A 12,941-nucleotide genomic window follows, 5' to 3' on the forward strand; every position below is an offset into this window, starting at 1 on the left:
CCCCCACTGTGCCAGGTGGAGTGGACATCGCGACGAGGCCGTTCGCTAGGCTCGCCGGGTGAGCGAGCACCAGATCGTCCCCGCCCTCCATCTCTCCGGCCTCGTCAAGCACTTCGGGTCGACCCCGGCGGTCGCCGGTATCGACCTGATCGTGCCGTCCGGCTCGTTCTACGGCCTCGTGGGCCCGAACGGCGCCGGCAAGACCACCACGCTGTCGATGGCGACGGGCCTTCTGCGTCCCGACGCGGGCGGCGCCTGGGTGCACGGGATCGACGTGTGGCGGGACCCGGTGGCCGCCAAACGCGTCATCGGCAACCTGTCCGACGGCATCCGACTCTTCGACCGCCTCACCGGCGAGCAGCTCATCACCTACACGGCCATGATGTTCGGGCTGGCGCGCGCCGAGATCGCGCCGCGCGTCTCGGATCTCCTGGATCTCATGGATCTTCGCCCCGCCGCGGGGACGATCGTCGCCGACTACTCCGCGGGTATGACCAAGAAGGTCGCGCTCGCGTGCGCGCTGGTGCACGCACCCCGTCTCCTCGTCCTCGACGAGCCGTTCGAATCGGTCGATCCCGTCTCGGCGGCGAACATCGAGGACGTCCTGCGCAGCTACACCGCGTCGGGCGGATCGGTCATCGTCTCGAGCCATTCGATGGACCTCGTGCAGCGCATGTGCGATCACGTCGCCATCATCGCGGCGGGGCGGGTCCTCTCGTCCGGCACGATCGACGAGGTTCGCGCCGGGCAGAGTCTGCAGGACCGCTTCGTCGATCTCGTCGGCGGGCGTCACACGAGTGAGGGGCCGCAGTGGTTGCGACAGTCCTGAAGCTCCGGTACCGCGCGCTCTTCAACACTCTCGCCCGTCGACCCTGGCAGCTCGTCGGCTTCATCGCCGGCGCGCTGTGGGGAATCGGCATCCTGATCTCCGTCACCGCCGGCATCATCTCGCTGAGCCTGGCCGGATCGCTCGACGCCTCGGCCGCCGTGAGCATCATCGGCGGCAGCGCGCTCGTGCTCGGGTGGGTCGTGGGGCCGATCGTCGTGGCGGGGATGGACACGGCGATCGACGCGCGTCGCCTCGCGCCGTACCCGTTCAGCCGTCGTCAGACGATGCTCGCGCTCGCCGGGACGGGCGCGACCGGGATCCCGGGCGTCGTGTCGACCCTGGTGGCGCTCATCTCCGTCATCCTGTGGGCGCGATGGCCGCTCGCGGCGCTCGCGGGAATCCCCGCGGCCCTGGTCGGCGTGGCGATCTGCGTCGTCGCCTCCCGGCTCGTCGCCGAGCTCTCCGGTGGCGTCGGCGGCAATCGCCGCGGCCGCGAGCTGATCGGGACGCTCGTGCTGGTCGTCGTGATGCTCGCGGGACCGATCACCACGGGCATCCTCAGCCTGTTGGACGGGGGCGACGGATCGCTCGGCGAGAGGCTCGGCGCCGCGGCGGCGATCTTGCCGTGGACGCCGCTCGGAGCCGCGTGGGCGGTGGCGCCGGCCCTCGCCGCCGGGGAGGGCCTGCTCGCTCTTGCGCGCCTCGCGATCGCCCTCGCCGCTCTCGCCGCGCTCTGGTGGGCGTGGTCGCGCGCCATCGCCGGGGCGACGGCGTCTCCGGCCCGGCAGTCCAGCCGGCAGGTCGCCGCGGGCAAGCTCGGGCTGTTCGGGGTCATGCCGACCGGCGGAGTCGGTGCGACCTGGGCACGCTCGCTCAACGCCTGGCTGCGCGATCCGCGGTATCTCCGCCAGCTTCTCGTGGTGCCGATCTTCCCGATCCTGTTCGCCTTCGTGAGCGGCGTCGACGGCTTCCTGTTCGCGGCGTCGCCGGTCCTCGTGGCGTTCGTGCTGGCCATCGCCTGCTACAGCGACATCTCCTACGACGGCACGGCGTACGCCACGGTGCTCGCAACGGGCGTGCGGGGCCGCGACGACCGTCTCGGGCGGCTCCTGGGAGCGGCGTGTCTCGGCATCCCCCTTGTCGTCGTCCTCACGGTCGCGACCAGCGTCCTGAGTGCGGATGCCGGGCGTCTCCCGCTCGTTCTCGGCACCGCCCTGGGGGTCCTCCTCACCGGGTACGGGGTGTCGGCCGTGACGTCCGCCATGATCATCTCGCCCGTCGCCGCGCCGGGGGACAGCCCGTTCAAGAGCGTCCCCGGTCAGACCTTCGTGGGCGGTCTTCTGGTGTTCGTCGTCTGGGCCGTCATCGCGGTGCTCTCGCTGCCCGTCCTCGCCCTCGCGGTCACGGGGATGGTTCAGGGACCTGCGGCGTGGGGCCTGCCGACGCTCGCCATGGGAGTCGTCGTCGGCGGCGGCATCGCCGCGCTGGGTGTTCACCTCGGCGGGCGGACCTTCGACCGGTCCGGTCCGGAACTGCTCGAGCGCATCCGGGCGCTGCCGTCATGACCGACCGCATCCTCGTCCTGGGCGGCACCGGGTGGGTGGGTCGCCGCGTCGCCGAGGCATGGCTCGAGCGCGGCGCCCGCGTGAGTGTGACGGCGCGCGGCGGTCGCGCTGCCCCCGCGGGCGCGGATCTCGTCGTCACCGACCGAGACCTGCCAGAGGCCTACGATGCGCTGGCCGCGACCGAATGGGACGAGATCGTCGACGTCTCCTCGGTTCCCGCACACGTCGCGCAGGCGGCATCCGCTCTCGGTGATCGCGCGGCGCACGCCACGTACATCTCGAGCGTGTCGGTCTACGCCGACGCGACCCGGGTAGGCGCCGACGAGCGGGCGGCGATCGTCGAGCCCCTGGGCGAGGCGGATGCCTACGACTACGCGCGAGCCAAAGTCGCCGCCGAGGGTGAGTCGGCGGCTCTCGGCGCCCGCGTCTCAGTGATCCGACCAGGGTTGATCGTCGGCCCGGGGGACCCGACGGACCGCTTCGGCTACTGGCCGGCCCGGTTCTCAGCCGCGGGCGCAGAGGCGGTCCTCGTTCCCGAAGCGACGGATCTCCGCGCACAGGTGATCGACGTGGATGACCTGGTGTCCTTCGTCGTCGCCTCGGGGGCACGCGGATTCGACGGCCTGGTCGATGTGGTTGGCCCCTCCCACCCGTTGGCGGAGGTCGTCACCGTCGCGCGGGATGCCGCGGGCCACACCGGCGAGGTGCACACCGCTCCCGCCGACTGGCTCGAGCGTCACGGGATCGCGCATTGGGCGGGACCGAGATCGCTCCCGCTGTGGCTGCCGGCCGACATGCCGGGCTTCGCATCGCGAAGCGGTGCGGCCTACCGGGCGGCGGGGGGCAGAACCCGTCCGCTCGCCGAGACGGTCGCCCGCGTCCTCGAGGACGAACGCGAGCGCGGTGTCGCGCGCTCCAGGACGTCGGGGCTCGAGCGCGCCGAGGAACTCGCGCTCATCGAGGCGCTGCACGCCGAGCGCTGACCTCGATTTGCGGCAACGGATGCCGCGGCGATACCGTCGCGGTATGTCCTCGCCCGCGACCCTCACCGTCTCGACGGTGGTCCGCGCGCGTCGACGTCTGGGCGACCGCCGACGCTAGGCGACCCCTCCCGCTCTCCGTGCACGACGGATCGAGCCGCAGGTGTCGCCGTCTTCGGCCCCGCTCACTCCAGACAATAAGGTTGAATCCATGACCTTCTCGGTCGCCGTCTCCGGCGCTTCCGGCTATGCGGGTGGAGAGATCCTCCGCCTCCTCGCGTCGCATCCCGACGTCGAGATCCGCACCGTCACGGCCCACTCCAACGCCGGACAGCCGCTCATCGACCACCAGCCGCACCTGCGGTCCCTCGCGCACCTGACGCTGCAGGACACGACTCCCGAGGTCCTCTCGGGGCACGACGTCGTCTTCCTCGCCCTGCCGCACGGCCAGTCCGCGCAGTACACCGAGATGCTGGAGGACGTTCCGCTCGTCATCGACGCCGGCGCGGACCATCGCCTCACCGACCCGTCCGCGTGGAACGCGTTCTACGGGGGAGCGTTCTCCGAGCCGTGGGCGTACGGGGTTCCGGAGCTCCCCGTCGGAAGCGCGAAGCAACGGGGCGCCCTCGTCGGCGCGCGGCGCGTCGCGGCCCCCGGCTGCAACGCCTCCACCGTCTCGTTGAGCCTCGCGCCCGGCGTCGCCGCCGGCGTCATCGATCCGGGTGACATCGTCACCGTGCTCGCCGTCGGACCCTCCGGGGCGGGCAAGAGCCTCAAGACGAACCTCCTGGCGTCGGAGATCCTCGGCACCGCCAACCCGTACGCGGTCGGCGGCACGCACCGGCACATCCCCGAGATCCGGCAGGCGCTCGCCGCGGCTGCGCCGACCGAGGTGGACATCCGCATCTCGTTCACCCCGGTGCTCGTCCCCATGGCGCGCGGCATCCTCGCCACCTCGACCGCCCCCATCGCGCACGGTGTCACCGACGCGCAGATCCGGGGCGCGTGGGAGTCCGCGTACGCCGACGAGCCGTTCGTGCACCTCCTGCCCGAGGGCTCGTTCCCACGGACGGCCGACGTGCTGGGCGCGAACACGGCCCTCCTCGGACTCGCGATCGATCGGGCGGCAGGTCGCGTCGTCGTGGTCGCCGCCGTCGACAACCTCGTCAAGGGCACCGCCGGTGCCGCGATCCAATCGATGAACATCGCCCTCGGTCTCACCGAGACGACGGGCCTGAGCGTGAACGGGGTGGCACCGTGAGCGTCACGGCAGCACAGGGATTCGAGGCGGCCGGCGTCGCCGTCGGATTGAAGTCGACCGGGGCGAACGACGTCGCCGTCGTCGTGAACCGCGGGCCCAAGAAGGTCGGTGCGGCCGTCTTCACGACCAACCGCGCCAAGGCCAACCCGATCCTGTGGTCGCAGCAGGTCATCGGGGACGGCGTCGTCGAGGCGATCGTCCTGAACTCCGGGGGAGCGAACTGCTTCACCGGCACGTTCGGATTCCAGACCACGCACCAGACCGCCGAGAGGGCCGCCGAGCTCCTCGGCATCGGCGCCGGGGACGTGCTCGTCTGCTCGACCGGTCTCATCGGCACCGGTGACGAGGTCTTCCGCGGCAAGGTCCTCGACGGCGTCGAGAAGGGGGTCGCCGCCCTCTCAGCCGACGGGGGAGAGGCGGCATCCCTCGCCATCATGACCACCGACTCCCGTCCCAAGCGCGCCGTCGTCTCGCAGGACGGCTGGACCATCGGCGGCATGGCCAAGGGCGCCGGCATGCTCGCTCCGGGCCTCGCGACGATGCTCGTCGTCATCACGACCGACGCCGACCTGGATGCCGCGGCCGCCGACGCCGCGCTCCGCGAGGCCACACGGGTCAGCTTCGACCGGCTCGACTCCGACGGCTGCATGTCGACGAACGACCAGGTGACGCTCCTCGCGAGCGGGGCCAGCGGCATCCGTCCGGAGCCCGCCGCCTTCGCGCTCGCACTCGCCGAGCTCTGCCTGGACCTCGCCGCGCAGCTGCAGGGGGATGCCGAGGGCGCCAGCCACGACATCACGATCGAGATCGTCGGCGCCGAGAACGAGGCGGACGCCGTCACGGTGGGCCGCTCGATCGCGCGCAACAACCTCTTCAAGGCCGCCATCTTCGGCAACGACCCGAACTGGGGTCGCGTCCTCGCGGCGATCGGCACGACGGATGCCGCCTTCGACCCGTACGACGTCGACGTGTCGTTCAACGGGGTCCGGGTCTGCACCGCCGGGGGACCCGACCGCCCCCGCGAGGAGGTCGACCTGACTCCCCGCGCGACGCACATCCTCGTCGACCTGCGCGTCGGTCAGGCGGCGGCGACGATCCTCACCAACGACCTGACGCACGACTACGTCCACGAGAACAGCGCCTATTCGTCATGACCGACATCCAGCAGACCACGCCCGAAGAGGCCGCCGGCAAGGCCGCGGTCCTCGTCGAATCCCTGCCCTGGCTCCAGCGCTTCCGCGATCAGATCGTCGTCATCAAGTACGGCGGCAACGCGATGGTCAGCGAGGAGCTGCAGGCCGCCTTCGCCGAGGACATCGCCTACCTGCACCACGTCGGGGTGAAACCCGTCGTCGTGCACGGCGGCGGACCGCAGATCTCGACCATGCTCGACCGCCTCGACATCCCCAGCGAGTTCAAGGGCGGCTACCGCGTCACGAGCACCGAGGCGATCGGGGTCGTCCGCATGGTGCTCGCCGGGCAGATCAACCCCCAGCTCGTGTCGCGCATCAACGCGCACGGATCGTTCGCCACCGGGATGTCGGGGGAGGACGCCGGACTCTTCCAAGGACGCCGTCGCGGTGTCGTGGTCGACGGAGCCGAACACGACCTCGGGCACGTGGGCGACGTCGTCGGCGTCGACCCGACGGCCATCCTCGACCACCTCGCCGCCGACCGGGTGCCGGTCGTCTCGTCGATCGCGCCGGACGTCGACGCACCGGGCAGCTCCTTGAACGTCAACGCGGATGCCGCGGCCGCGGCGCTCGCCGTCGCTCTCGGCGCGGTCAAGCTCGTCATCCTCACCGACGTCGCCGGCCTCTACGCCGATTGGCCCAACCGCGACTCCCTCGTCTCGCACCTGACGGCGACGGAGCTGCGCGCCCTGGTACCGAGCCTCGAGTCGGGGATGATCCCGAAGATGCAGGCCTGCCTCGACGCGGTCGACGGCGGCGTCGATCGCGCGGCGATCATCGATGGACGCCAGCCGCATTCGGTGCTCGTCGAACTCTTCACACAACGCGGAATCGGAACAGAGGTGGTGGCGGGATGACCGCGCAGACGACGGTGAGCTGGAAGGACGACGCAGCGCGCGACCTCGTCCTCAACTCGGGGGACCGGTTCGCTCTGCTCGTGCGCGGCGAAGGCGCGCACCTGTGGGACGACGAAGGCACCCGATACCTCGACTTCCTCGGCGGCATCGCCGTGATCTCCCTGGGTCACGCGCACCCCGTGTTCGTGCAGGCCGTCGCCGAGCAGGCCGCGACGCTCGGGCACGTCTCGAACTACTTCGCCACGCCGCCGCAGCTCGGTCTCGCCGCTCGGCTGAAGCGGCTCGCCGGCACAGGGGACTCCGGCCGGGTCTACTTCGGCAACTCCGGCGCGGAGGCCAACGAGGCCGCCTTCAAGCTCGCGCGCCTCCACGGCGGCACAGACCGCCCCCGCATCCTCGCGCTCAAGAATGCCTTCCACGGTCGCACGATGGGGACGCTCGCCCTCACCGGCAAGCCCGCCATGCAGCAGCCGTTCGAGCCCATGGTCCCGGGAGTCGAGTTCCTCGACTCCACGATCGAGGCTCTCGAAGAGGCCATCGACGACCGCGTCGCGGCGCTGTTCGTCGAGCCGATCAAGGGCGAGGCGGGGGTGCTCGATCTCCCCGAGGGCTACCTCGCGGCCGCGCGGGAGATCACCCGTCGCCATGGCGCGCTGCTGATCATCGACGAGATCCAGACCGGAGCGGGGCGCACCGGCGCATGGTTCGCGTTCCAGCACACCGGCATCACCCCGGATGCCATCACCGTCGCCAAGGGCATCGGCAACGGCATCCCGATCGGCGCCCTCATCACCTTCGGTGCTGCGAGCGAGCTCTTCTACCCCGGCACCCACGGATCCACCTTCGGCGGCAATCCGCTCGCGACCGCTGTGGCGTCCGCGGTCCTCGATGAGATCGAGAACGCCGGCCTCGTCGAGGCGGCGGCAGAGCGCGGCCGCCAGGTCCGCGAGGCCGTCGACGCGATCGGCTCGGCTTTGGTGGAGGGGTGCCGCGGCCAGGGGCTGCTGATCGGCGTCGCCCTCCGGCATCCCGTCGCCGGCGCCGTGGTCGCCGCTGCCCAGCAGCACGGCCTGATCATCAACGCCGCCAACGACTCGACGATCCGTCTCGCCCCGGCGCTCACGATCGGCGACGTCGAGATCGACGAGTTCCAGACCCTGTTCGCCCGCTCCCTCGCGACCGTCGAGGACGCCCTCATGCTCGACGACACGACCCACGACACTTCGGAGGCCTCCGCATGACCCGCCACCTGCTGCGCGACGACGACCTGACCCCGGCCGAGCAGGCCGAGATCCTCGACCTGGCCGTCGAGCTGAAGGCCGACCGCTGGAAGGAGAAGCCGCTCGCCGGTCCGCAGACGGTCGCCGTCATCTTCGACAAGTCGTCGACCCGTACGCGGGTGTCGTTCGCCGTCGGCATCGCCGACCTCGGCGGATCGCCGCTCATCATCTCGACGGCGAACAGCCAGCTCGGCGGCAAGGAGACACCCTCCGACACCGCGCGCGTGCTGGAGCGGCAGGTCGCCGCGATCGTCTGGCGCACGTACGCGCAGGCAGGTCTCGAGGAGATGGCGAAGGACACGCGCGTCCCCGTCGTCAACGCCCTGAGTGACGACTTCCACCCCTGTCAGCTGCTCGCCGACCTGCTCACGATCCGCGAGCACAAGGGCGAGCTGAAGGGTCTCACCCTCGCTTTCTTCGGTGACGGGCTCTCCAACATGGCGCACTCCTACGCGCTTGCAGGTGTCACGGCCGGCATGCACGTGCGCATCGCCTCGCCGGAGGACTACGCACCCCGTGAGGACGTCGTCGCCGACGCCGACCGCCGCGCCGCCGAAACCGGCGGATCCCTCACCCTCTACACCGACCCGAACGAGGCCGCCGCCGGTGCGGATGTCATCGTGACCGACACGTGGGTGTCGATGGGCAAGGAAGAGGAGAAGATCGCGCGCCTGCGGGATCTCGGCTCCTACAAGGTGACGCAGGAGACGATGGCGCTCGCTCAGGACGACGCCGTCTTCATCCACTGCCTCCCCGCCGACCGCGGGTACGAGGTGGACGCCGACGTCATCGACGGACCGCAGAGCGTCGTCTGGGATGAGGCGGAGAACCGCCTGCACGCGCAGAAGGCGCTGCTGGTGTGGCTGTTGCGGCAGAGCTGACCCGAACCTGGCGGAGCTGGAACGGCCCTGCCAGGCTCCACGGCATCGACCTCGCCCGCGCGCTCGCGGTGTTCGGCATGCTCGCCGCGCACCTGCTCACCATCGAGGAGCCCCTGGCCCTCACGGACCCGTCGACGTGGGCCGACCTCGTCAACGGCCGATCGTCGATCCTGTTCGCGACCCTCGCGGGAGTCTCGATCGCGCTGATGACCGGCGGGCGGACGCCGCATCGCGGGGCGCGACTGGGCGTGAGCCGCAAGCGCCTCGCGGTCCGCGCCGTCGCGCTCTGGCTGATCGGGGTGCTCCTCACGCAGACGGGTGTGCCGATCTACGTCATCCTCCAGGCCTACGGCATCCTCTTCCTCCTCGCCCTCCCGCTCCTCGCCCTGTCGATACGCGCGCTCTGGGGCATCGCGGCATCCGTCGCGCTCGTGATGCCGTGGGTCCTGCCGTTCCTCGATGCGCTCCCGGTGTGGGAGGGCGAGTCGGGGAGGCAGTTCTTCCTGTTCACGGGATGGGCGTATCCGTTCCCGCTGTGGATCGCGTTCGTCGTCGCCGGCATCGCCATCGGACGCACGGACCTCCGCATCCTGTCCGTGCAGGTGACGATCCTCGCGGCGGGCGTTGCCGCCGTGGTGGTCGGTGGCATCATCTCGATCGTCGCCGAGGCGAGCGGTATGACGTCGCCGGGAACCTACGGCGAGGCGGCGCTCTCCGCGGAGGCCCACAGCGGCGGGCTCGCGGAGGTCATCGGCTCGGGGGGATTCGCCCTGGCGGTCCTCGGAGCCTGCCTGCTCCTGTGCCGCACGCCGATCACGTGGCTGGTCGCCCCCCTCCGTGCGGTCGGGTCCATGCCGTTGACCGCCTACGTGGGGCAGGTCCTCGTCTGGGCCGTCATCGCGCTCGGCGTCTTCGACGACACGACCGACCTGCAGGCGTTCCGCGATCTCGGACTCTTCTGGTGGTTCTGCCTGGGGGCCGTCGTCTTCTGCACAGCGTGGGCGCTACTGCGCGGCCGGGGGCCCTTGGAACGCGCGCTGGCCTTCCTGTCCCGCACACTGGTGCCCGGATGGAACCTCGACCCCGCCGATAGGGTGGTCACGTGAGTGAGAGCAAGAGCGACGCGACGAACCAGGGTGCACTGTGGGGCGGACGCTTCGCCACCGGCCCGTCTCCGGAGCTCGTCGAACTGAGTCGATCCACGCATTTCGACTGGGCTCTGGCCCACTACGACCTGGCGGGCTCCCACGCGCATGCGCGTGCGCTCGCCGCCGCCGGATACCTGACGGCCGAGGAAGAGTCGCGGATGCATGCCGGGTTGGACGCGCTCGGTGACGCCCTGCGTTCCGGTGACCTGGTGGCCGTGGAGTCCGACGAAGACGTCCACGGTGCGCTCGAAGCCGCCCTGATCCGTGAGGTCGGTTCCGAGCTGGGTGGCAAGCTCCGCGCCGGCCGCAGTCGCAATGACCAGATCGCGACACTGGTGCGCCTGTTCCTCCTCGAACACTCGCGGGTGATCGCGCGGGACATCGTGCGCGTCGTCGACGCGATCGTCGCCCAAGCCGAGGCCCACTCGACGGCCATCATGCCGGGGCGGACACATCTCCAGCACGCCCAGCCCGTGCTTCTCGCGCATCACCTGCAGGCGCATGCCTGGCCCCTCGTCCGCGACCTGGAACGGCTGCGGGACTGGACGGCCCGGGCGTCGGTCTCGCCCTACGGCGGGGGAGCGCTCGCCGGTGCGACGTTCGGGCTCGACGCCCACGCCGTGGCGCAGGACCTCGGTCTGGCGCGACCGGCCGAGAACTCGATGGACGGGACGTCGGCGCGCGACGTGGTGGCGGAGTTCGCCTTCATCGCAGCGATGATCGGCGTCGACATCTCCCGCTTCGCCGAGGACATCATCATCTGGAACACGCGCGAGTTCTCGTTCGTACGCCTGGACGACGGCTTCTCGACGGGTTCGAGCATCATGCCCCAGAAGAAGAATCCCGACATCGCGGAGCTCGCTCGGGGAAAATCCGGCCGCTTGATCGGCAACCTCACCGGCCTGCTCGCCACGCTGAAGGCTCTCCCTCTCGCGTACAACCGCGATCTGCAGGAGGACAAGGAGCCCGTCTTCGACTCGGTGACGACGCTCGAAGTCCTTCTCCCGGCGTTCGCGGGGATGATCGCGACTCTCCGTTTCGACACCGACCGGATGACGGCATCCGCTCCCGAGGGATTCTCGTTGGCGACCGACGTGGCGGATTGGCTCGTCAAGCGCGGCGTTCCGTTCCGTGACGCGCACGAGATCTCCGGCGCGTTGGTGCAGGCCTGCGAGCAGCGGGGGATCGGTCTCGAGGACGCGGACGACGCACTGTTGGCTGAGGTCTCGCCGCATCTCGAGCCGGCCGTGCGGGACGTCCTCACGGTCGAGGGGTCTGTGGCCAGCCGTGACGGCGTGGGCGGCACCGCTCCCGTGCGGGTGGGTGAGCAGCGTTCGGCGTTGGTGTCCCGGGTGCAGGACCTCGCACGCGATCTCGACATCTGATCTCACTTATACCGAGAAGAAAATAAGCAATAAGCTTATTGCACTGCGATGATAAGCGCCGTAGCATGCCGACATGCCCTCTCACGTCGCCGTGATCGCCGACATCGTCGGGTCCCGCACCCTGACCGATCGCGCCGGAGCCCAGCGCGCGATCATCGCTTCGTCGCATCAGGTACATGCGGATTACCCGGTCTCCGTCTCCCCGCTCGCCGCCACGGTCGGTGACGAATTCCAGGCGGTGTACCCCGACCTGCCCGCGGCGCTCGCCTCGCTGCTGCTCCTGCAGCTCCACCTCCCGGAGGGCATCCAGCTCAGGTTCGGACTCGGAGTAGGTGCGGTCGATCGCGTCGACGACGGCATCACCGATGGGCCCGGCTGGTGGGCCGCGCGTGCTGCGATCGAGCATGCTCATCGACTGCAGGACCGCGCCGTGCCGCACGCGCGCACGCGCATCGCGACGGAACAGGGACAGGATGCCGTCATGACCGAACGCATCGCCTATGCCAACGCGTACGTTCTGGCGCGCGACGAGCTCGTGTCGGCCATGAGCGGGCGCACCCGCCGACTCACGTACGGCCGGTGCCTCGGACGCACGCAGCGGGAGTTGGCGGAGGCGGAAGGGATCACCCAGCCCGCCGTCTCGCAAGCTCTCTCCGCTGCGGGTTCCGCCGCCCTCGTTGCGGGTTTCACCGATCTGTCGACGGACCCGTCGTGATCGGCGCCGGCATCGTCCTGCTCGGGGTCGGTCTCGCGGACCTCATCCGTCGTCATGCGCCCGCGCGGCTGAGAGCGCTGCTCTACATCGTGGCGTTCCTCCTCGTCCTCGTCGGCGCCTCCGGAGCGGATGCCGCGGTCTGGGCATTCGCCGCGACCGGCGTCGCCTCGATGTGGGTGGTCACGACGCCCGGTTCGACAGGAGGTCGGGCCGGCCTCTGGCCCCTGATCGTCGTCGCGCTGGTCGCACTGGTTGCGGTCGCCGTCATGGGCGTCCGTGACGATCAGGGTCCGCTCGGAGCGATCTGGCCGACCGGCTCCCCGCTCGGCGCGGTGAGTCTCGACGTCGGCGTCTTCGTGATCGGTGCCCTCGCGTTCCTCACCGAGTCGGGCAACGTCATCGTCCGGGCGGCACTGCGCGGTGGCGAGGTCGCGTCCGACGCCCCGACGATCCTCAAGGGCGGGCGCCTGATCGGCCCGCTCGAGCGCGTCCTGGTGTTCGCGCTGACGGTGACCGGCGCATTCACGCTCCTCGCCGCCGTGCTCGCCGCGAAGGGGATCGTGCGCTTCCCCGAGATCTCGCGCGACACCGACCTCGGTACGCGCGCGGAGTACTTCCTGATCGGCAGCCTCGTCAGCTGGGTGACCGCGCTCGGAGCGGCGTTCCTCCTGTGGTGGGGCACCGCCGCCTGACCCTTGTCGCGGAAGCCGGGGTCTGCTTGCCTCATCCCACCGTCGACCGCATCGAAGACACGGTCGCTCTCGCGGTCGCCGCGGGTGGGGGAGCAGATGGGCGAGATCCAGCTCTTCGACGAAGGCTCGCGCCGGGTCTACCTGCGCGACTCCGA

At 70.5% G+C, this 12,941-nt stretch carries 12 protein-coding genes; all 12 read left to right on the forward strand.

Features of this window, described 5'->3' with window-relative positions; translation table 11 throughout:
- Positions 1–58 precede the first annotated feature (58 nt).
- Entirely contained in the window at positions 59–829 is a 771-nt protein-coding gene (locus tag BLP38_RS02730; RefSeq protein ID WP_091352519.1) for an ABC transporter ATP-binding protein, read from the forward strand.
- Positions 811–2,394: a hypothetical protein gene (locus BLP38_RS02735; protein ID WP_091352523.1), complete on the forward strand. Its 1,584-nt coding sequence runs from the start codon at positions 811–813 to the stop codon at positions 2,392–2,394. The genes BLP38_RS02730 and BLP38_RS02735 overlap by 19 nt, the downstream gene beginning before the upstream one ends.
- Positions 2,391–3,377 (forward strand): NAD-dependent epimerase/dehydratase family protein, encoded by a 987-nt coding sequence (locus BLP38_RS02740; RefSeq protein WP_091352526.1) that lies wholly within the window; start codon positions 2,391–2,393, stop codon positions 3,375–3,377. The genes BLP38_RS02735 and BLP38_RS02740 overlap by 4 nt, the downstream gene beginning before the upstream one ends.
- Positions 3,378–3,585: 208 nt before the next feature.
- A complete protein-coding gene (gene argC, locus BLP38_RS02745) occupies positions 3,586–4,635 on the forward strand; it encodes an N-acetyl-gamma-glutamyl-phosphate reductase (protein ID WP_091352530.1) in 1,050 nt (349 codons plus the stop codon).
- Entirely contained in the window at positions 4,632–5,789 is a 1,158-nt protein-coding gene (argJ, locus tag BLP38_RS02750) for a bifunctional glutamate N-acetyltransferase/amino-acid acetyltransferase ArgJ (RefSeq protein WP_091352533.1), read from the forward strand. Before argC ends, argJ begins: the two co-directional genes overlap by 4 nt.
- Complete coding sequence (gene argB / locus BLP38_RS02755) at positions 5,786–6,685, forward strand: acetylglutamate kinase (RefSeq protein WP_091352536.1); 900 nt, start codon at positions 5,786–5,788, stop codon at positions 6,683–6,685. Before argJ ends, argB begins: the two co-directional genes overlap by 4 nt.
- On the forward strand, positions 6,682–7,926 hold the full coding sequence (locus BLP38_RS02760) for an acetylornithine transaminase (protein ID WP_091352539.1): 1,245 nt from the start codon (positions 6,682–6,684) through the stop codon (positions 7,924–7,926). Before argB ends, BLP38_RS02760 begins: the two co-directional genes overlap by 4 nt.
- On the forward strand, positions 7,923–8,846 hold the full coding sequence (gene argF, locus BLP38_RS02765; protein WP_091352543.1) for an ornithine carbamoyltransferase: 924 nt from the start codon (positions 7,923–7,925) through the stop codon (positions 8,844–8,846). Before BLP38_RS02760 ends, argF begins: the two co-directional genes overlap by 4 nt.
- A complete protein-coding gene (locus tag BLP38_RS02770) occupies positions 8,825–9,952 on the forward strand; it encodes a DUF418 domain-containing protein (RefSeq protein WP_231916554.1) in 1,128 nt (375 codons plus the stop codon). The genes argF and BLP38_RS02770 overlap by 22 nt, the downstream gene beginning before the upstream one ends.
- Positions 9,949–11,379, forward strand: coding sequence for an argininosuccinate lyase (gene argH, locus BLP38_RS02775; protein WP_091352546.1), 1,431 nt, complete (start codon positions 9,949–9,951; stop codon positions 11,377–11,379). Before BLP38_RS02770 ends, argH begins: the two co-directional genes overlap by 4 nt.
- 73 nt (positions 11,380–11,452) lie before the next feature.
- On the forward strand, positions 11,453–12,094 hold the full coding sequence (locus BLP38_RS02780) for a SatD family protein (protein ID WP_091352550.1): 642 nt from the start codon (positions 11,453–11,455) through the stop codon (positions 12,092–12,094).
- Positions 12,091–12,786, forward strand: a complete 696-nt coding sequence (locus BLP38_RS02785) for a hypothetical protein (protein WP_091352553.1) — start codon at positions 12,091–12,093, stop codon at positions 12,784–12,786. Before BLP38_RS02780 ends, BLP38_RS02785 begins: the two co-directional genes overlap by 4 nt.
- The last annotated feature ends 155 nt before the right edge of the window (positions 12,787–12,941 follow it).

It is taken from the genome of Microbacterium sp. LKL04, assembly GCF_900102005.1.
Taxonomy (GTDB): domain Bacteria; phylum Actinomycetota; class Actinomycetes; order Actinomycetales; family Microbacteriaceae; genus Microbacterium.